Here is a 19,214-nt window from a genome sequence, read left to right on the forward strand (position 1 = left end):
GAGATTTCCCAGTATGTAAGACCCCTTGTAGACGACGAGGTTGATAGGTTCGGGGTGGAAGCGCGGCAACGTGTGCAGCTGACGAATACTAATCGGTCGAGGGCTTATCCAATACATTCGCTTTACGCTTTGTTTCGGTCCAGTTTTCAGGGTGCAAGTCGCCTTGAGAAAAGTAAAAGATGTTTCGTGGCAGAAACATCGACATCCGTTTGGTGATGATGGCGGAAGGGAACCACGCGTACCCATCCCGAACACGACCGTTAAGCCTTCCAGCGCCGATGGTACTTGGACCGCAGGGTCCCGGAAGAGTAGGACGTCGCCAAGCACAAGAGCTTCTTCGGATTTTATCCGGAGAGGCTCTTTTTCTTATGGAAATTGGCATACTAAATAACAAATTGCCATGGAAACTTCATGACTTTTTGCTTGACACTAAAAATGGGCTTTTGATAAGATTGCTATTAATATCTTGCGGCATGTATAGCATGAAAAAAATAAGGAGGATTATTTTTGTGTGGGAGACTAAGTTTGCCAAAGAAGGTTTGACATTTGACGATGTATTGCTGGTACCGAGAAAATCGGATGTGTTCGGTAAGGAAATCGACATATCGACAAAACTGACAGACCACATCAATCTGAACATTCCTTTTTTAAGCTCGGCCATGGATACGGTAACGGAATCGGCTTTGGCAATCGCTATCGCTCGAGAAGGCGGAATCGGGGTCATCCACAAGAATATGACGATTGCACAGCAAGCGGAGGAAGTGGATCGGGTAAAGCGCTCGGAAAGCGGCGTAATCACTAATCCGTTCTCCCTTACTGCGGAGCATCATGTCTATGATGCCGAAGAGTTGATGGCTAAATATCGGATTTCCGGTGTGCCGATTTGTGACGAGAACAAGAAGCTTGTCGGTATTTTAACAAACCGGGATCTGCGCTTCGTTCATGATTATTCGATTAAAATTAAAGAAGTCATGACGAAAGAAAATCTTGTAACAGCTCCTGTGGGCACGACGCTTCAACAAGCAGAAGGCATTCTGCAGCGGCATAAGATCGAGAAGCTTCCGTTGGTTGATGAGAATGGGATTCTCAAGGGCTTGATTACGATTAAAGATATCGAGAAGGCCATTCAGTTCCCGAACTCGGCAAAGGACAAACAAGGCCGTCTGCTGGCCGGCGCCGCGGTAGGCGTAGCCAAGGATGTCATGGAGCGTACGGCAGCTTTGGTCGAAGCTGGCGCGGATTTGATCGTCGTTGACTCGGCGCACGGGCACCATATCAATATAATTAATACCGTTCGCAAAATTCGCGAGCAGTACCCTGACCTGCCAATTTGTGCAGGCAATGTGGCGACTGGCGAAGGGACGAAGGATCTGATCGAGGCTGGAGCAAGCATGGTGAAGGTCGGAATCGGGCCAGGCTCCATTTGTACGACGCGGGTGATTGCTGGTATTGGCGTACCACAAATTACGGCGATTTACGATTGTGCGACGGTTGCGCAGCAGTACAACGTGCCGATCATAGCCGATGGCGGTATTAAATATTCCGGAGACGTCGTCAAAGCGATCGCAGCTGGAGCCAGTGCGGTCATGCTCGGCAGCTTATTCGCCGGTACGGAAGAGAGTCCGGGCGAATCGGAAATATTCCAAGGCCGCCGCTATAAGGTTTATCGGGGAATGGGGTCGATTGGCGCAATGAAACAAGGCAGCAAAGACCGCTATTTCCAAGAGAACGAAAGCAAGCTTGTACCAGAAGGTATCGAGGGTAGAGTTGCTTATAAAGGACCATTGGCCGATACGCTTTATCAGCTGGTTGGCGGACTGCGTTCCGGGATGGGCTACTGCGGAGCTAAAAATATTTCGGCGCTTATCAACGAAACATCCTTTACCCGCATTACGGGGGCGGGCCTTCGGGAAAGCCATCCGCATGATGTTCAAATAACAAAAGAAGCGCCGAACTATTCGTTGTAGTCCTACGAAGGGGTCGTGCAAAAAAGAACGGAAGCCTGGGGCTTCCGTTTTTGCTTTTGTAAAGCGAAAGAGGCTTGTGGTACAATTAAACGTACGTTATTTTTATAAAATTTTTTTTAGGAGTGAGTTGGTTGTTTTTTAAAGTAAAACGCGTTTGTTCGATCGTAGCTGCGACTCTTTTGCTGAACGCCACTCTTGTTCTGGTACAATCCGCTTCCGTACTAGCAGCGGATGCCCCGGTAGATTTGAAGCTCAATGTCAGATCTGCGATTCTCATGGAAGCGAGTACCGGGCAAGTCTTATATGAAATGAATGCGGACGAAGCTTATCCTCCCGCCAGTATGTCGAAAATGATGACCGAATATTTGGTGATGGAAGCTATTAAAAGCGGAAAGCTTAGTTCTACGGAAATGGTGAATACAACTCCAAATGCGGCCGAAGTCATCGGCTCGGGCGGCCTGCTGGCTTTGAATGAACAAGCGACCGTAGATGATATGTTTGCTGCAATGTCGATCTATTCGGCGAATGACGCTTCGGTGGCGTTAGCGGAAAGAATTGCGGGCAGCGAAGAACTATTCGCCAAGATGATGAACGAGAAGGCAAAACAGTTCGGGCTTTCGGACAAGGCTCATTTTATAAATGCGACTGGCTTGCCAAGAGCGGATATGGGGAAATATGCACCTACTGAAGTGCAAGGCGAAACGATGCTGACAGCCAGAGATACCGCTCTTATCGCTTATAATCTTATTAAGGACCATAAGGAAGTATTGAAATACACGGCGACCCTGTCCAGGAAGTTCCGCGAGAAGGACAAGTCACCGATGATTAACTGGAACTGGATGTTGGAAGGAAACAAGGATAATGTCAATCTTAAAAAGTATGCTTACCAGGGACTAGACGGTCTGAAGACAGGCAGTACGAAAGAAGCGCTTTATTGCTTCACAGGTACGGCCGAGCGTAACGGAATGCGTTTAATCAGTGTCATTATGGGTGCTCCGAAGGAACCGGACCGCTTTATCGAAACGCGCAAACTACTCGACTACGGCTTTACGAATTTCGAATTCGTGCCCGTGTTGAATGCGAAGCAGGAAATAGAAAAATTGAAAACAGTCAATATTAAAAAAGGCGTTGCCACGCAAGTTCCGGTCGTTACGCAATCCGAACTTAGAATTATCGCGAAAAAAGGCACATCTAAAGAGCAATTCCAAATCACGGCGGAGCCGCTGGCGGATGACAGCAAGCTTGTCGCGCCAATTGCTCAAGGGCAAGTGCTTGGAACGGCAAAAGTGACGTATGGCGGCAAAGAATATCCGGTCAATCTGGTTGCTGCGGAGGAAGTGGAGAAGGGCAGTTGGTTCCGGTTGTTGTTCCGGGCGGTTAAAGACTTCTTCGTCGATCTGTTCAGCGGTGCCAAAAAGGGATAAAATCAAGGCGAACGGGTTGTTAAATTGAAGCGCTTGCTGTAAAATAATTGACTAGTAGCTTGTCCTAATTTCAGTGGATGGAAGTAATATTAACGATATGTTCCCAGGAGGAATCGGATATGGAAACAGGTACATCCCGCGTTAAAAAAGGTATGGCCGAAATGCAAAAAGGCGGCGTCATTATGGACGTCATGAGTGCAGAGCAAGCGCGCATTGCTGAAGCTGCAGGCGCTTCTGCTGTTATGGCTTTGGAAAGAGTTCCTTCGGATATTCGCGCGGCAGGCGGCGTTGCCCGGATGGCTGACCCTACCATCGTAGAAGAAGTCATGAAAGTTGTTTCCGTTCCGGTTATGGCCAAGGCGCGTATCGGACATTTTGTTGAAGCAAAGGTACTCGAATCGATGGGCGTGGACTATATCGACGAGAGCGAAGTATTGACTCCTGCCGATGAAGTGTTCCACATCAACAAAAGGGAATTTACGGTACCGTTCGTGTGCGGCGCAAGAGACCTCGGCGAGGCGCTTCGCCGGATCGGTGAAGGTGCATCGATGATCCGTACGAAGGGCGAACCGGGAACGGGCAATATTGTTGAGGCTGTTCGTCATATGCGTATGATCACGGGCCAAATCCGCAAAATCCAAAGCTTGTCCAAAGACGAGCTGATGGCGGAAGCTAAAAACTTGGGCGCCCCTTACGAACTGCTGCTGCAAGTGCACGAAACCGGAAAATTGCCAGTCGTTAACTTTGCGGCCGGCGGTGTAGCGACTCCTGCAGATGCCGCGCTCATGATGCATTTGGGCTCCGATGGCGTGTTTGTAGGATCGGGTATTTTCAAATCGGAAAATCCGGAGAAATTCGCAAAAGCGATCGTTGAGGCTACGACCCATTATACGGATTATGAGTTGATTACCAATATTTCGAAAAATCTGGGTGCGCCGATGAAGGGGATCGAAATTTCGAAGCTGCATGTATCCGAACGGATGCAGGAGCGCGGCTGGTAAGCCGGCTGGAGCTTGTTTCTCGGGAAGAAGGTATAGAGGGATGAACATAGGTGTTTTGGCGCTGCAGGGTGCCGTAGCCGAGCATATCCGCATGATCGAAAAAGCCGGCGGAACCGGCGTCGCGGTGAAGCGGACGGAGCAGCTGGCGGAGATTGACGGAATCATTATTCCGGGCGGCGAGAGCACGACGATCGGCAAGCTGATGCGAACCTATCAATTTATAGATGCCCTACGCGAATTTTCGCGGCAGGGCAAGCCGCTTTTCGGCACATGCGCAGGACTGATTGTGCTCGCAAAACATATTGCAGGGCAGGAAGAGGCTCACCTTGGGCTGATGGATATTCAGGTTGCGCGCAATGCTTTTGGCCGGCAGCGGGAAAGCTTTGAGACGGACTTGGATATTAAAGGCATCGATCGGGATGTGCGCGCGGTATTCATCCGTGCGCCTCTGATCGAACAAGTGGGTGAAGGCGTGGAAGTGTTGGCGACGTACCGTGACCAGATCGTTGCAGCCCGTCAAGGGCATTTGCTGGCTGCATCGTTTCATCCGGAGCTGACCGATGATGAACGAATGCACGCTTATTTTTTGGACATGGTACGTGAGATGAAACAGGAGGGATCTCCTTGTTAGATATAAAATTGCTGCGCGCAGATTTGGACAAAGTGAAACAAGGTATGGCCAACCGAGGCAAAAACTTGGAGGAGCTGGACCGTTTTACGAGTCTGGATTTGAAGCGCAGAGAGCTTTTGCAAGAAACGGAACAATTGAAAAACCGCAGAAACGTCGTTTCGCAAGAAGTGGCGCAGCTGAAAAAGGCGAAAGAAAACGCCGATCACTTGATCGAAGAGATGAAGGTTGTCGGCGATCGGATCAAGTCGCTGGATGAGGAAATTCGAGGTCTGGAAGCCGAGCTGGATGCCATCCTGCTGGCGATTCCGAATATGCCGCAAGCTGACGTGCCGGTAGGCGGTTCGGAAGAGAATAACGTGGAGATTCGCCGGGTAGGTGAAGTACCGTCCTTTTCTTTCGAGCCGAAGCCGCACTGGGAAACAGCACAAGAGCTTGATATTTTGGATTTTGAAGCGGCGGCGAAGGTTACGGGCTCTCGGTTCGTGTTCTATAAAGGGCTTGGGGCGCGTCTGGAACGGGCTCTGATCAATTTTATGATGGACCTGCATGCGGACGAGCACGGGTATACGGAAATGCTTCCTCCATACCTTGTAAACCGTGATAGTCTTACGGGAACCGGGCAACTGCCGAAGTTCGAAGAAGATGTGTTCAAAATCGAAGGCGTGGACTATTTCATGATTCCGACCGCCGAGGTGCCGGTGACGAATTACCATCGGGACGATATTTTGGCTCTGGAGGATCTGCCGAAATATTTCGTGGCGTTCAGCGCTTGTTTCCGCTCCGAGGCCGGTTCGGCCGGGCGTGATACTCGCGGACTCATTCGTCAGCATCAGTTCAACAAGGTAGAACTCGTGAAGATGGTTCTTCCGGAGAAGTCGAACGAGGAGCTTGAGAAGCTGGCTGGCGAGGCGGAGAAGGTGCTGCAGCTCCTGAAGCTTCCTTACCGCGTAATGGCGCTTTGTACAGGCGATTTGGGCTTCTCCTCGTCGAAGACGTACGATCTGGAGGTATGGTTGCCTAGCAGCAATGCGTACCGTGAAATCTCGTCGTGCAGCAACTTCGAGGATTTCCAGGCGCGCCGTGCGAACATCCGCTTCCGCCGCGATGCGAAAGCGAAGCCGGAATTCGTTCATACACTGAACGGATCGGGTCTGGCGCTGGGCCGGACGGTCGCTGCGATTCTCGAAAATTACCAGCAGGAAGACGGCAGCGTGCTGATTCCGGAAGTGTTACAGCCTTATATGGGGAATGTTACACGGATCAGCAAGAAATAGAGCTTGAAAAAGCTTTTTGATTTATGATACAATGCTTGGTGTCACCCGGAGAGGTGGTCGAGTGGTTTAAGGCAGCGGTCTTGAAAACCGCCGTGTTCGTGAGGGCACCGTGGGTTCGAATCCCACCCTCTCCGCCATACATACAAGTATACGACCCTAAGGGTCGTTTTTTTGATGGCTTTTTTTGCTGCTTCATCCTTGGTATAAGAAGGTCGCGGACTTCGCATGTTAACAACCATGGAGGTGCGACTCATGAGCAAAAAGGACAGCTTGCAAGTGGACAATCAGCGTTTGGCGGAAGCTTGGGCGAGAACGCTGCCGACCGTCCTGAACGCCTCGGACCGTGCGGAAGTGAAGGCGGATGAAGCGGAAGCGAACGTCATTCGGGTTCATCTCGCGACAGCCGGACGAAGCAATTACAGCTTCGATTTTAAATGTACGTATGTCGATTCCCGGGAAGTGCAGGTGGAACTGATCGACGTTGAGAGGGAAGGGACGGCTGTCGACGAGCGGACCGACGTCATTCAAACGCTTGTGGACGATTATGTAAGACATATCCACGAATGTGCCCAGCAGCTTCATGCTTTTACGCATAGCTAAACGGAGGAAGGTCACGTCATGACTCAAAATAAAAGCAGTGTCGATAAAAATTTGCAAAATGTCGTGAAGGATTTGGACAAAACGACGGTAACCGGCCATCAGGCTCAACAAGTACAGCAGCAAACAAACGATCACCGGCACCAGGATGCCCTGAACCACGATAAACCGCCTCATGAGCCGATGTCCGATATCGACTGAAGGGAGAAGGTCTAACGATGCCTAAAGACATTCCACAGCCGGTCAACCCTCCAAGCGGCCGGCATAACCGGGAAGAGAGCCGTCAGCCGAATGCCCCCTTATCCGGTTCGAAAAAAGTAAAAAATCAAAACCATAGCCGTCAAAATAACGGCGAAGGGTAACACAAACAGCCTCTTACTTATTGTAAGAGGCTGTTGTTTTTATATTACGTGGTTATAGATTGTTTTTTTCTCTCTCCACCCTAAGAAAACATTCGTTCAATAACAAGTGAGCCATTTCTTCGTTATCCGTATATCCGTATAACAAAGACCCGCCTGCCATCGCATCACATACATCGTCTAACATGGTACAAATGGAAATGGAGTATTCATCATAAATGATGTAATAGCAGCTATTTGCCGGCATCATGTCCACCTCGATTTTGTGATTGAAACCTTATTTTACCATAGAGCGCAACAAAAGAGAATGCATTTTTTGCGTGATATTAATCACTTTTTGCGTCATTATGCAAAAACTATTGCATACATTTGTAATCGGAAAAGGGCTTATCTCGAGCTGAGTGGCAGGACATGGGGAATCGTCGTAAAATAGTTGGAAACCGACTGTTGTCTGCCGTGCACCGGGTTTCCTCCACGTCGCACGCAATCAATGATCGTCGGAGGGAGGAGTGGTCTGATGATTCATTTGAAAACGCCGCAAGAAATTGCTTTAATGGCCAAAGCCGGAGCCGTATTAGCCGAATGCCATCAAGAAATTTCCAAGATGGTTCGTCCCGGGCTGACGACACTTGAAATCAACGATTTTGCCGAACGGTTCATAAACGAGCATGGTGCAAAACAAGTGACTAAGGGTTTCAAAGGGTATCCGTTCGCCACCTGCGCTTCCGTGAACGATGTCATTGCCCATGGCTTTCCTAACCAAGAGCCGCTGCAGGAGGGGGATATCTTAAAGATGGATATTGTCTGCAGCTACGATGGGTGGATGGCCGACTCTTGCCGTACGTATGCCGTCGGAAAGATATCGGAGGAAGCGGAGCGGTTGGTTCGGGTCACGAAGGAGTGCCTGGATCTGTCCATCCCTAAGGCCATTGTCGGCAATCGAATCGGGGACGTCATGCACATGGTCCAGCAGCACGCTCAGCAAGCCGGCTTTTCCATCGTTCGCGATTTGGTCGGACACGGCATCGGACGCGAGATGCATGAAGAACCTTCTTTTGCACATGTTGGCAAGCCGGGGCGCGGATTTCTGCTGCAGGAGGGTATGGTGATCACGATCGAGCCGATGATCAACGCGGGAAAGCATGAGATGTTTATCGACTTCGACGGCTGGACCGCGAGAACGTACGACGGCAGCCTGTCGGCGCAATTCGAGCATACGGTTGCCATTACCCGTGACGGCCCGCTCATTTTAACCGAATGAAGTACAAGAGCCTGCGGTACGAAACGAACTCGTACTGCGGGCTCTTGGCTGTGGTCAAACTTGCTCGTTTGGTTGGTTTTTTGACGTTTCAGAGACATCCGCCGCCCCTTTGGAAGAGCTCCGTTCTCCGGTGGCGTCTGTCTTGACATCGTTAATCGCTTCGTTGTTGAAAATGTAAATCTCTTCGTCCGAATCGTTCCTGTTGGCCATCGGCGTCACCTCTACACTAGTGTGGTATGGGGAACGTTTTTTTATGCATATATGCGGGCCGGAAAAGCAAAAAGAGGCCCCCTTTAGGGCCTCAGCGGTAGCGGATTACATAAGTGTGTAAACGTCCCCGAGAGGACTCGAACCTCTATCGGTCCTTTAGGAGAGGACTGCTCTATCCTGTTGAGCTACGGGGACTTGATTCAAGCAATACTCATTATACCACACCGCGCAAAGGGAATAAAGTCGGTCTCGGCTTTTGTTTTCCATTGTTCCCGGTCAAGATGACCATTACAATAAAAAGATATTTTTTTAAAATTTTTAAAAAATCATGCAGGGTTTGGTTTGTCTGAGTTCGTCTATTCGCAGAGAAGGGAGGGGGAGAACGATTACAGAAGAAGCATGGATTGCGCGCATCATATCGGGCGACGCGGATGCGTTCCGCGAACTGGTGGACAAATACGGACACTATTTGTTCCATGCGGTCTACGGGGTGCTGCGTTCGACGAAAGATGCAGAGGACGTCACGCAGGAAGCGCTGCTGAAAATATATGCGTCTCTCCCCCAGTACCGGTACCAAGGTCTTAAAACTTGGCTCACGCGAATCGCCGTCAACAAAGCCATCGATTTCAAACGGTCACAGGACCGCAAGAAAGAAGACTTAACGGATGACTGGGAGGGACGTACGCCTCCCGAACCGCTCCAGACAGACAGTCCCGTAGAGACGCAGGTCATCCGACGCGAAAGAAGCACGTACGTTCGTGAACGTTTGGATTGTCTGCCGGAAAATTACCGGGATGTCGTGGTCGCCTTTTATATTGAGGAGAAAAGCTATCAACAGATTGCCGAAGAGCAGCGGGTCGCGATCAAAACGGTGGAATCGAAGCTGTACCGGGCAAAGCAATATATGCGGAAAGTATGGAAGGAGGAGGAGTGGGAATGAATCAACACAGGCCGCTGAACATCTGGATGCAGTATGTGAATGATGAGTTGCCGCCGGAGGAGAGGGAGCGCTGCGAGGCGCATCTGGACGGCTGTGACGCCTGCTTGGAGTTGTACATGGAGTGTATCGGGCAAATGGCAGACGGGCTTCCGGTATTACCAGATACGGACGCTTTTGCCGCTGCGGTCATGCAGCGTTGGACGGAAGAGCAGCCGCCTGCTCCCGGGGCCGATGATAATCCGGCGAACCAACCGGCAGAGCGTAAACGGCGTATTCCCTGGACGCAGAGTCCCTTCTTCCATTATGCTGTTGCTGCGGCCATCACGCTGCTCTTAATGAGCACCGGGGTGTTCCACTCGCTCACGGGCAATCTGGAACCCGGCCGCATGTCCTATTCCGCATCCGATCAAGCGGAAGCCTACGTTCCGTTCTCCGAAATGTTGCTGGAAAAAACGATCGGCTTGCTTGATTCCATCCAACCGAAACATGAAAGAGGAGGTATCCGATGAACATATATAAAAGTCCGGTTACGGCGTTCCTGTTGTCGTTCATTCCCGGACTAGGCCACATATATATCGGACGCACGTTCCGGGGGTTAATGTACGGATTCGGATTTTTCGGCCTAGTGCTACTGACTTTCGCTGTCGGTGTATTATCAGGGGAACGCAACGCGTTTCCCGTTATCTTACTTGCAGTCGCTGTAGCCGTTGTGAACGTCATTGATATGGTCTTAGTATTGATCATCCGAAGCGGCCGTCCGCCTGCCGGCTGGCAGCCTACGGGCGGGGATGGCCAGCGTTATGGACCGGCAGATGGAAGTTACCGGTCTTGGGCGCAAGATGCCGCAGCTCCAATGAACGATCGTTTTCGCACCATTGTGCTTTCTTTCGTTCCGGGGCTCGGTCATCTTCACCTCGGGCTTATGCAGCGCGGGCTTGGCTTTATGGTCTTGTTCTTCGGACTGACGGTGATGATCTTCTTCCTCAGCGTCATTACGCACCGCGACGTATTTCTGGTATTCCTCGGCGCCCTGCCGGTCATTTGGCTGTACTGCATGTTCGACTGCGTGCAGCAGTATGGACGGAAGGAGCGGGGAGAGGCTCTAACAAACCTGACGATCTTTGAAGAATTTCAAGCGAGCCGGGAGTCTGGCAAGAAGAATAAAACGCTGGCTACGCTACTCTCGATTTTCCCCGGGGCGGGGCATATGTACTTGGGCTTGCAAAAGCGCGGCCTGCAGCTTATGGCAGCCTTTCTGCTCTGCATCTATATCATGGACGTGATGCGGCTGTCACTGTTCATGTTCCTGATTCCGATCCTGTGGTTTTTCAGCTTCTTCGACGCGCTGCAGATGGTATCCAAGAGCGGCCGCGAGGAATTGAGAGATGTGCCGATCGTTAACTGGCTCCTGCACCACCAGCGATGGCTAGGTTACGGATTGCTTGCGCTCGGGGTGTACTATTTGCTCGATCGCGTGCTGCTGAGTACACTGGGAATATGGCTTTCCGCAGAACAGCAGCAGCAGATCATGCGATGGTTCGGTCAGTATTTCCAAACGTTCGTCATCTCGGTGCTGCTGATCGGCGGGGGCATCCGGCTTCTGCTCGGAAATAAAAAGGGCAAAAGGGATCGCTAATTAAATGGATATGAGCGTTACCGTGGTACTGCCGCGGGATAGGTATCGCAACCAGATTGAGGTCAACGGGTAATCGAAAATGGGCCGTGTACTCACGGTCCATTTCGCATTGAGCCAGCGGCTGTTTTTTACGGGACCGATCGAAAGATTTGAATGGGTCCTTCCCAATCGTCTCTCGTCATCTCTTGATAGTTACTCTTCGAATATTCATCAATAATCCGTCTCCAGAACGTATGGGCCGGCACATTCTCCTCCATTTGCGCCACTTCCCATTGACCTGGAAACCGGTTAAACAAAGCAAAAGCCATTTCACGCCCGACCCCATATCGGCGGTATTTTTTCATAACAAAAAATTCGGCGACTGAATACACCCGCTCATCCGCCCCTAACTCCCGAATCAAGGCAAACCCGGCCAGCTTCCCGTCCACATGAACAAGGAAAGGATGTCTTCCTTCCTCCGTCCAATAATGATCAAGGTACGGATATTCGAATAGTCCGTGCTCGTTTACGTCTTCCGGATCGAATTCGGTAAAATCATATTTGTACAGCTCCAGCAAATTACGCATGACGGATTTTTGCTCCGCCGCTGCTTTCGAAACGACAATTTCCATCTCGGCTCTCCTTTTCCACAATCATGTAGCATTCGTTTTTTATTATACATTGACGGTATGGAAAGTACGACTAGTCCGGGCCACGTTGGAAGGGATGAATTATGCAAGACTTCTTGTGTAGGTTTTTCGTCGAAGAAAATAAAAAAATTGCGGTCGATTTGACCGCAATTCTTGTCTTAAAAGTATCGAGACGACAGGATTTGAACCTGCGACCTCTTGGTCCCGAACCAAGCGCTCTACCAAGCTGAGCCACGTCTCGTCGGTGTGCCTTAGCACGAAGCTTTTTTATTCTACCACCGTCCTAAGAAAATGTAAAGAGGACGGCCTCTTTTTTGCCGTCACAAATTGCGGCAGCTTGATGTAGAAGCCGGCGTTTACTCTTTTCCCCGCAGCTTGCGGAAAAACTGCGTCAGCATCGTTCCGCATTCCTGCTGCATCACGCCGCCGATTACCTCGACCCGATGATTGAACCGGTCTTCTTGGAGCAGATTCATCAGCGTGCCTGCGCAGCCGGCCTTCGGGTCCGGGGTACCGAAGACGACTTGGCTGATTCGGGCTTGCACGATCGCACCCGCGCACATCGGACAAGGCTCCAATGTAACATAGAGCCGGCAGTTCAGCAGACGCCAGGCACCTAGATGTTCGCTCGCTTGCTTAATCGCGATCAGTTCGGCATGCGCCAGCGGGTCCCGCGTCGTTTCGCGGACATTGTGGCCGCGGCCAATGATCTCGTCGCCGAGCACAACGACTGCCCCGATCGGCACTTCGCGTATCGCTTCCGCCTTATGGGCTTCTTCGATCGCGGCTTTCATAAAAGGCAAATGTTCTTCCCATAATGCTGCGGACAAGCTGGACACCTCGATTATCGTAATTGCACAATGTGTTCTCGAACAAATATTCGTTGTTAACACACTGTGGATAAATTTGTGGATAACAAGTGTTATTTTCAATTCATTGTAGATAATCCGAGTCGAAATAGCAAGGAATAATACGAATTTTGAAGTTATCCACAGGCCGTTGAAGATGTGAATAGCAAAGTTATCCCCATTGTGAATTATTAAGAAAAAATGAATTTTGGCGATGATGATTGGGGATCGGCACTAAATATAGTATCGATTAGGTAAATTGTCCTATAATTGATTGATTTGACATATACGATAATGATAATAAAGTATTGCAATCATTCGTTCATGGCAAACCTGCCGAAAGGCAGCGACGCAAAGCTTAGGGTCTAAGGTTCGCAGACGGACTACGACAGCCTGGCCGCCGAAAAGATGCGGAATTCGCCGGCTGTTTCTTCTGTTACGGGGGGAGGCGGCCTTTTTGCGCCAAGGACATCACTAAAAAACCAAGGATGGTGACGTAGCGGATGAACACACCGGCTGTTTCCCGCAAGCATCTTGACAATTCTAAAGAAAGACACCGCAGCTCGGGAACGGTTATGCTGAACAGCCGAATTGTAGTGGAGAAAGAGAAATTTGTATCCACCGGGATATTGACGTACGTCGAAGGGGATATTCTCGAAATCGAAATGTCGGAGTACAAAGCGTTCGAATTGGGGGATGCGGTCAAGCTGACGATTTATTCGCCGGGCGGCTTTTACCCGTTCGAGTCGACGGTCGTTGCCAAGGATCAGGGCGTGGTCATGGTCCTTATTCCACCCCAGCATCAGAACCGGTTCGCGGAAAAGCGCGAGCATCCCCGGGTCCAGGTGAATCAAAAGGGCGCTCTCGTTTCGTATCGCAACGAGGACGGTTCCTGGCAGGTACCGGAGGGGCAGATTCCGCTTACCGTTAAAAACATCAGCCTCAGCGGGGTAGGTTTTATCATTGAAGAGCCTGTTGAGCTGGATCGGGACGCGCTGGTGCAGCTGCATCTCGACCTTGGCTTCGCGATGCACTGCCGTGCGGAAATTATACGAACGGAGCCGGTGGAGTTCGGCTGCTACTACGGGGCCCATTTCGACGAGCTGGCCGCGGATAAGGCCAATTCGCTGCGCGCATTCATTCTGAAAAAACAGGTGGAGACGCATTTTGCGCAGAAACGGGAAGAGTAAAAAAAGGGCGCAGCCTTCATCGACAAACGCGTCTGACCGGATAAGGACTTGGAGCATATCTTAAAGATAAAAGCTTCGAGGTGGTGATCAGCGTGGCGTTTACGATGAAATACGAGATCGTTCCCCGGTATTTGACGGGGCCGAGCCAACGCCGTCCGGTTCTTGCTCTGGACCCGTGCCGCTTCATGGTGGCGCACGATACGGGCAATCCCGGTGCGACGGCTGCATCCAACGTAGCGTATTACGAACAGACCCGAAACGACATATCAGCTTCGGCGCATTTGTTTGCGGACGACCGAGAGATTATCGAGTGCATCCCGTTTTTGACGGGGGCTCCGGAGAAGGCGTATCACGTTGTGTATAACGTAACGACGGACAACACCCGTTACGGGGTGGATGCCAACGATGCGGCCGGTGCGGTCGAGCTCTGCTACGGCGGAAGCATCGATCTGGGCGAAGCGTACAAAAGATACGTTTGGGTACTGGCGTATGCCTGCTACCGGTACGGCCTGAATCCGGAGACGGACATTGCCGGTCATTACATGCTTGATCCGGCACGGCGCACGGACCCCAAGGAGCCGCTGAGACTGCTTGGCAAGTCGTTTGACGATTTGCTGCAGGACGTGGCGAACGAGTACGCTTCCAGCGTTACGCCGGACCCGCCGGATACGCTTCTTAGCGTGGAGGATGCGAATAACCTGATCCGTTTTTTGTCTGCGTCGTATTTGGCAATTGACGATGCGGAAGGTCAGGCGGAATTTCACCGGCTGGCGAACGAGCTCAGAAAGGCTTCCGGTCAACCGGAAGAGTAGGCTGCATACGAGAGAAACGAAGACAGTATGCGAATAGAGCCGGCCTTGCGGAACGCGAAGCCGGTATTTTTTGCTGTGCGGGCATGAGGTGACACAAAGGCCGGTTTTGTAGTATAATTTTAAGTTAGGAATTTGCTTAGAAATACACTGAAGGAGTTGTCCTTTTCATGGCATTGAAAGCAGGGATCGTCGGACTGCCGAACGTTGGCAAATCTACGTTATTTAACGCGATTACGCAAGCCGGTGCGGAGTCGGCGAACTACCCGTTTTGTACTATAGATCCGAACGTCGGTGTCGTCGAGGTGCCGGACGAGCGTCTTGACCGGTTGGCCGAGATCGTGAATCCGAATCGCATCGTGCCGACGGCATTCGAATTCGTCGATATTGCGGGCCTGGTCAAAGGCGCCAGCAAAGGCGAAGGACTGGGCAATAAATTTTTGGCGCACATCCGTGAGGTGGATGCGATCGTTCACGTCGTGCGCTGTTTCCAGGACGAGAACATTACCCACGTTTCGGGCACGGTCGATCCGATCAGCGATATCGAGACAATTAACCTCGAGCTGATTTTGGCGGACGTGGATTCCGTCGATAAGCGCATTGATCGCTCCCGCAAAAACATGAAGGGCGGCGACAAAAAGTACACGCAAGAGGTCGAAACGCTCGAACGGATCAAAGAAGCGCTCTACAACGATAAACCAGCGCGCAGCGTGGAGCTCAGCGACGAAGAGAAGCTGTTGATCCGCGATCTGCATCTGCTGACGATGAAGCCGGTGCTGTACGCGGCCAATGTGAGCGAATCGGAAGTGGCCGATGCCGAGGGCAATCCGTACGTGCAGAAGGTACGCGAATACGCGGTGCAGGAAGGCGCGGAAGTCGTGCCGATCAGCGCGAAGGTTGAATCGGAGATCGCGGAGCTGGAAGGCGAAGACAAGGCGATGTTCCTTGAGGAGCTGGGGCTGCAGGAATCCGGCTTGAATCGGCTGATTAAAGCGGCTTACAAGCTGCTTGGCTTGTATACGTATTTTACGGCTGGCGTTCAGGAAGTTCGAGCTTGGACGATTCGCATGGGTACGAAAGCCCCGCAAGCGGCGGCGGTGATTCATACGGACTTCGAACGTGGCTTTATTCGGGCAGAGGTCGTTGGCTATGAAGATTTGATTGGGTCCGGTTCGATGAATGCGGCGAAAGAAAAAGGACAGCTGCGTCTGGAAGGCAAGGAATATGTCGTTCAGGACGGCGACGTCATGCACTTCCGTTTCAACGTATAGCGAGGCTGGGCTGAGGGACTTGGGGGACCGTCTTTCGCTTCGGCCGCGCGATTCGCGGTGAAACGGAGAGAGGAGCAGCAGCCGGGAGAGAAGGCTGTGGGCTCCACGGGAGCTGCAAAGGAACCGGAACGGGTAAACTTACGAAAAAACGGAACAAAAGAAAGGGTGAATGACGATGCTGGACCGGCTTCAAGCCTTGGCTGACCGTTATGAAAAGTTGAGTGAGCTGCTGTGCGACCCGGATGTTGCGGGGGACGCGAAGAAGCTGCGGGAATATTCCAAAGAGCAGTCCGATCTGCAGGAGACGTACGACGCCTATATGGAGTATAAAAGCGTCTCCGAGCAATACGAAGCGGCGCGGGCGATGCAGAACGAAAAGCTTGACGACGAAATGAAGGAGCTCGTTAAGATGGAGCTTGACGAGCTATCGGAGCGCAAAACGGAGCTTGAGGAACGCATTAAGGTTCTCATGATGCCGAAGGACCCGAACGATGACAAGAACGTCATCGTGGAAATCCGCGGCGCGGCCGGCGGGGACGAGGCGGCTCTGTTTGCGGCCGACCTGTACCGGATGTACTCCAAGTTTGCCGATGCGCAGGGCTGGCGTACGGAAGTGATGGACGTCAACACGAACGATCTCGGTGGCTTCAAAGAGATCATTTTCATGGTGAACGGTAAGGGCGCTTTCAGCAAGCTGAAGTTCGAGAGCGGGGCGCACCGCGTGCAGCGCATTCCGACGACGGAGTCGGGTGGGCGCATCCATACGTCGACGTCGACGGTAGCGGTTATGCCGGAAATGGAAGACTTTGACATCGAGATCAACGATTCGGACATTCGCGTCGACACGTTCTGTTCGAGCGGCGCGGGCGGACAGTCCGTCAATACGACGAAATCCGCCGTTCGGGTGACACACGTTCCGACCGGGATCGTGGCGACGTGTCAGGACGGCAAATCGCAAAACTCGAACAAAGAGAAGGCGCTGCAGGTGCTGCGCGCGCGGATTTACGACAAGATGCAGCAGGAAGAGATGGAAAAGTACGGTGCCGAGCGGAAGAGCAAGGTCGGCACGGGCGACCGCTCGGAGCGGATCCGTACGTACAACTTCCCGCAAAGTCGGGTGACCGATCACCGCATCGGCTTGACGCTGCACCGGCTGGACGCCGTGTTGAACGGCGATATGGACGAGATCATTTCATCGCTGACGATTGCCTCGCAAACCGAGCAGATGGAAAAAGGAGAATACGCCGGTGCGTGACGAGCGGCGGATAACGATACGTGAAGCCTATGCCGAGGCTTCTTCTTTTTTGCGGCAGCGCGGGGTGCGGGAGCCGGAGGCGAATGCCGGGCGGCTGCTGGAGCACCTGCTGGGCGAGAGCCGCAGCGGGCTTCTGCTGCGCTGGCCGGAGCCGTTCCCGCAGGAGCGGGAGGCGGACTGGCAGCGGCTGCTGGAGCGCAAAGCGAGCGGCGAGCCGGTGCAGTACATCATCGGGGAGCAGGAGTTCTACGGGCTCCCCTTTACGGTGACGCCAGCGGTGCTCATCCCGCGGCCGGAGACGGAGCTGCTGGTCGAGCAGGTGGTCCGGCTCGGGCGGCAGCTCTTTGGCGAGGCCGCGGGCGGGCCGGGCGCCGGAGGTGTGGCTTCGCCGACGATCGCAGACGTCGGCACTGGCAGCGGCGCGATCGCGGTGAGCCTCGCGGTGCTGTGCCCGTCGTGGCGCGTGACGGCGTCGGACATCGCGCCGGACGCGCTGGCGGTGGCGCGAGCGAACGCCGAGCGCAACGGAGTGGCCGGACGGGTCGCCTTTGTGGAAGGGGACCTGCTCGGCCCGTGGATCGAGCGCGGCGAGCGGCTCGATCTGGTGGTGTCCAATCCGCCGTACATTCCGGAGGCGGATGAGGCGGGGCTGCAGCCCGAGGTGCGGCTGTTCGAGCCGCGGACGGCGCTGTACGGCGGAGCGGACGGGCTGGAACCGTACCGCCGCCTGACGGCGCAGCTGGGCGAGCTTCCGGCGCTGCCCGCGCTGGTCGGCTTCGAGGTCGGCCAAGGGCAGGCGGACGAGGTACGCCGTTTGCTGGAGCGGGCGGCCGATTGGGATGAGGTGCGGATCGTGCCGGATTTGGCCGGGATCGACCGGCATGTGATCGCTTATCGAAGAAAGGATTGAGCCTGAGGACAGGCAGGCTGGGCCTCCAACCGCTATACAAACACAGCGTGCGGAACTTTATTTTCCGGCCGAGTATAAACTCTCTCAAACCCGAGCATACTGACAACTAGAAATGCTAGAGTTCGAGAGGGGCTGTTCGGAGATGGTCAAACGGTTTGCGTGGAAACGATATGCGTACTTGGTTTTTGCTCTTATGGTGATGCTGGCCTGTTGGGAAACGAACCGTTCCAATGCGATGCTGGTTTTGGCGGAGCGCGAAATGGAAACGGGAAGCTCGATTCCGAAGGAAGCGATCCGTCTGCGCATTCTGGCCAACTCCGACGCTCCGGCCGATCAGTGGGTAAAGCGCGAAGTGCGCGACGCCGTCATGGAGCAGATGAAAAGCTGGGCGACCGAGCCTCAAGGCATCGAAGCGGCCCGCCAAACCTTGCGCGACCATCTACCCGAGCTCGATAAACTCGTCGGCGAAACGCTGCGCAAGAATGGCTTTGACTATACGTATCGCGTGGAACTGGGAATGGTCCCGTTTCCGGCTAAAGTATATAACAACGAAGTGTATCCCGCGGGGGATTACGAAGCGCTGCGCATCGCCATCGGCGCCGCCGAAGGGCAGAACTGGTGGTGCGTGCTGTTCCCGCCTTTATGCTTCGCAGACACGGGTGTCGTGAAAAAGAACAATACGGCGTATGCCGCCGCTTCGGAAGAGTCTGCGGAAAATGGCGGATCGGCTCCAAGCGAAAATGCCCCGGCTTCGAAACGGAGCGCTGCCGAAGCGGGGGAGAAAAGCCAGCCAGAGAGTAAAAAGAGAACCGCCGGAGGCGACGCCAAGGTCCGGAACGGAAAAGCAGCGGATAGCGGCAAAGTATCCGTCCCATCCAAAGCTCAACCGGAAACTCCGGATGCGCCGCAGCCGGAAGTGCGCTTCCTTTTATGGGATCTCATGAACAAAGTCGGCTCGTGGTTTGCCTGAAGCGGCGGCCCGTCCGGGCCGGCCTGTCAGGA

At 52.8% G+C, this 19,214-nt stretch carries 21 protein-coding genes, 3 tRNA genes, 2 rRNA genes and 1 riboswitch; of the genes, 21 read left to right on the top strand and 5 right to left on the bottom strand.

The features are described from left to right. The 12 genes from BLO51_RS12900 to map all read left to right on the top strand — a co-directional run. Window positions 1-112: ribosomal RNA gene (locus BLO51_RS12900) — 23S ribosomal RNA — on the top strand; the annotation flags it as partial. A 96-nt stretch (window positions 113-208) separates the two neighbouring features. Continuing rightward, a 5S ribosomal RNA gene (rrf, locus tag BLO51_RS12905) occupies window positions 209-325 on the top strand. A gap of 184 nt (window positions 326-509) precedes the next feature. Beyond that, window positions 510-1,967, top strand: coding sequence for an IMP dehydrogenase (gene guaB, locus BLO51_RS12910; RefSeq protein WP_090672143.1), 1,458 nt, complete (start codon window positions 510-512; stop codon window positions 1,965-1,967). A 122-nt stretch (window positions 1,968-2,089) separates the two neighbouring features. Further along, window positions 2,090-3,391, top strand: a complete 1,302-nt coding sequence (locus BLO51_RS12915; RefSeq protein WP_245719647.1) for a D-alanyl-D-alanine carboxypeptidase family protein — start codon at window positions 2,090-2,092, stop codon at window positions 3,389-3,391. A 119-nt stretch (window positions 3,392-3,510) separates the two neighbouring features. Beyond that, window positions 3,511-4,392, top strand: a complete 882-nt coding sequence (gene pdxS, locus BLO51_RS12920; RefSeq protein ID WP_090672148.1) for a pyridoxal 5'-phosphate synthase lyase subunit PdxS — start codon at window positions 3,511-3,513, stop codon at window positions 4,390-4,392. Between the two features lie 40 nt (window positions 4,393-4,432). Then, window positions 4,433-5,023, top strand: coding sequence for a pyridoxal 5'-phosphate synthase glutaminase subunit PdxT (gene pdxT / locus BLO51_RS12925; RefSeq protein ID WP_090672151.1), 591 nt, complete (start codon window positions 4,433-4,435; stop codon window positions 5,021-5,023). Next, a complete protein-coding gene (gene serS, locus BLO51_RS12930) occupies window positions 5,017-6,297 on the top strand; it encodes a serine--tRNA ligase (RefSeq protein ID WP_090672153.1) in 1,281 nt (426 codons plus the stop codon). Before pdxT ends, serS begins: the two co-directional genes overlap by 7 nt. Window positions 6,298-6,344: 47 nt before the next feature. Continuing rightward, a tRNA-Ser gene (locus BLO51_RS12935) sits at window positions 6,345-6,434 on the top strand. Window positions 6,435-6,549: 115 nt separating this feature from the next. Next, window positions 6,550-6,897 carry a hypothetical protein gene (locus BLO51_RS12940; RefSeq protein ID WP_090672156.1) on the top strand — a complete coding sequence of 116 codons (348 nt, stop codon included), beginning with the start codon at window positions 6,550-6,552 and terminating at the stop codon, window positions 6,895-6,897. 18 nt (window positions 6,898-6,915) lie between these two features. Continuing rightward, a complete protein-coding gene (locus BLO51_RS12945; RefSeq protein WP_090672160.1) occupies window positions 6,916-7,095 on the top strand; it encodes a hypothetical protein in 180 nt (59 codons plus the stop codon). A 17-nt stretch (window positions 7,096-7,112) separates the two neighbouring features. After that, on the top strand, window positions 7,113-7,256 hold the full coding sequence (locus BLO51_RS12950) for a small acid-soluble spore protein P (RefSeq protein ID WP_090672163.1): 144 nt from the start codon (window positions 7,113-7,115) through the stop codon (window positions 7,254-7,256). 514 nt (window positions 7,257-7,770) lie between these two features. Then, on the top strand, window positions 7,771-8,514 hold the full coding sequence (gene map, locus BLO51_RS12960; RefSeq protein WP_090672170.1) for a type I methionyl aminopeptidase: 744 nt from the start codon (window positions 7,771-7,773) through the stop codon (window positions 8,512-8,514). A 54-nt stretch (window positions 8,515-8,568) separates the two neighbouring features. On the opposite strand, the gene BLO51_RS29205 is transcribed toward map, so the two are convergent. Continuing rightward, a complete protein-coding gene (locus BLO51_RS29205; RefSeq protein WP_167670193.1) occupies window positions 8,569-8,724 on the bottom strand; it encodes a hypothetical protein in 156 nt (51 codons plus the stop codon). Between the two features lie 122 nt (window positions 8,725-8,846). Continuing rightward, window positions 8,847-8,919 (bottom strand) — tRNA-Arg (locus BLO51_RS12965). Window positions 8,920-9,052: 133 nt separating this feature from the next. On the opposite strand from BLO51_RS12965, the gene BLO51_RS12970 reads away from it, so the two are divergent. The 3 genes from BLO51_RS12970 to BLO51_RS12980 are packed head-to-tail and all read left to right on the top strand — an operon-like array spanning window position 9,053 to window position 11,300. Then, the gene (locus tag BLO51_RS12970; RefSeq protein ID WP_281180355.1) at window positions 9,053-9,664 is read left to right on the top strand and encodes an RNA polymerase sigma factor; all 612 of its coding nucleotides are present in this window, start codon (window positions 9,053-9,055) and stop codon (window positions 9,662-9,664) included. Further along, window positions 9,661-10,173 carry an anti-sigma factor family protein gene (locus BLO51_RS12975; RefSeq protein WP_167670194.1) on the top strand — a complete coding sequence of 171 codons (513 nt, stop codon included), beginning with the start codon at window positions 9,661-9,663 and terminating at the stop codon, window positions 10,171-10,173. Before BLO51_RS12970 ends, BLO51_RS12975 begins: the two co-directional genes overlap by 4 nt. Further along, the gene (locus tag BLO51_RS12980; protein ID WP_090672176.1) at window positions 10,170-11,300 is read left to right on the top strand and encodes a hypothetical protein; all 1,131 of its coding nucleotides are present in this window, start codon (window positions 10,170-10,172) and stop codon (window positions 11,298-11,300) included. Before BLO51_RS12975 ends, BLO51_RS12980 begins: the two co-directional genes overlap by 4 nt. A gap of 128 nt (window positions 11,301-11,428) precedes the next feature. On the opposite strand, the gene BLO51_RS12985 is transcribed toward BLO51_RS12980, so the two are convergent. The 3 genes from BLO51_RS12985 to tadA form a co-directional block, all read right to left on the bottom strand. Further along, window positions 11,429-11,911, bottom strand: coding sequence for a GNAT family N-acetyltransferase (locus BLO51_RS12985; RefSeq protein ID WP_090672181.1), 483 nt, complete (start codon window positions 11,909-11,911; stop codon window positions 11,429-11,431). Between the two features lie 185 nt (window positions 11,912-12,096). After that, window positions 12,097-12,170 (bottom strand) — tRNA-Pro (locus BLO51_RS12990). Window positions 12,171-12,285: 115 nt separating this feature from the next. Continuing rightward, window positions 12,286-12,759: a tRNA adenosine(34) deaminase TadA gene (gene tadA / locus BLO51_RS12995; RefSeq protein WP_281180356.1), complete on the bottom strand. Its 474-nt coding sequence runs from the start codon at window positions 12,757-12,759 to the stop codon at window positions 12,286-12,288. A 334-nt stretch (window positions 12,760-13,093) separates the two neighbouring features. Then, a riboswitch (cyclic di-GMP riboswitch) is annotated at window positions 13,094-13,182 on the top strand. A gap of 98 nt (window positions 13,183-13,280) precedes the next feature. Between tadA and BLO51_RS13000 the strand changes: the two genes are divergently transcribed. From BLO51_RS13000 to spoIIR, 6 genes are all read left to right on the top strand, one after another. Further along, window positions 13,281-13,967 carry a flagellar brake protein gene (locus tag BLO51_RS13000; protein ID WP_090672188.1) on the top strand — a complete coding sequence of 229 codons (687 nt, stop codon included), beginning with the start codon at window positions 13,281-13,283 and terminating at the stop codon, window positions 13,965-13,967. A 92-nt stretch (window positions 13,968-14,059) separates the two neighbouring features. Further along, a complete protein-coding gene (locus BLO51_RS13005; RefSeq protein WP_090672192.1) occupies window positions 14,060-14,779 on the top strand; it encodes a peptidoglycan recognition protein family protein in 720 nt (239 codons plus the stop codon). Between the two features lie 167 nt (window positions 14,780-14,946). Next, window positions 14,947-16,047 (top strand): redox-regulated ATPase YchF, encoded by a 1,101-nt coding sequence (gene ychF / locus BLO51_RS13010; RefSeq protein ID WP_090672196.1) that lies wholly within the window; start codon window positions 14,947-14,949, stop codon window positions 16,045-16,047. 175 nt (window positions 16,048-16,222) lie between these two features. Beyond that, complete coding sequence (gene prfA, locus BLO51_RS13015) at window positions 16,223-17,302, top strand: peptide chain release factor 1 (RefSeq protein ID WP_090672429.1); 1,080 nt, start codon at window positions 16,223-16,225, stop codon at window positions 17,300-17,302. Continuing rightward, window positions 17,295-18,212, top strand: coding sequence for a peptide chain release factor N(5)-glutamine methyltransferase (prmC, locus tag BLO51_RS13020; RefSeq protein WP_090672199.1), 918 nt, complete (start codon window positions 17,295-17,297; stop codon window positions 18,210-18,212). Before prfA ends, prmC begins: the two co-directional genes overlap by 8 nt. Before the next feature lie 142 nt (window positions 18,213-18,354). After that, window positions 18,355-19,182, top strand: coding sequence for a stage II sporulation protein R (spoIIR, locus tag BLO51_RS13025; RefSeq protein ID WP_090672202.1), 828 nt, complete (start codon window positions 18,355-18,357; stop codon window positions 19,180-19,182). Window positions 19,183-19,214: the final 32 nt, after the last annotated feature.

The sequence above is a fragment of the Paenibacillus tianmuensis genome (genome assembly GCF_900100345.1).
In the GTDB taxonomy this organism is placed as follows: domain Bacteria; phylum Bacillota; class Bacilli; order Paenibacillales; family NBRC-103111; genus Paenibacillus_G; species Paenibacillus_G tianmuensis.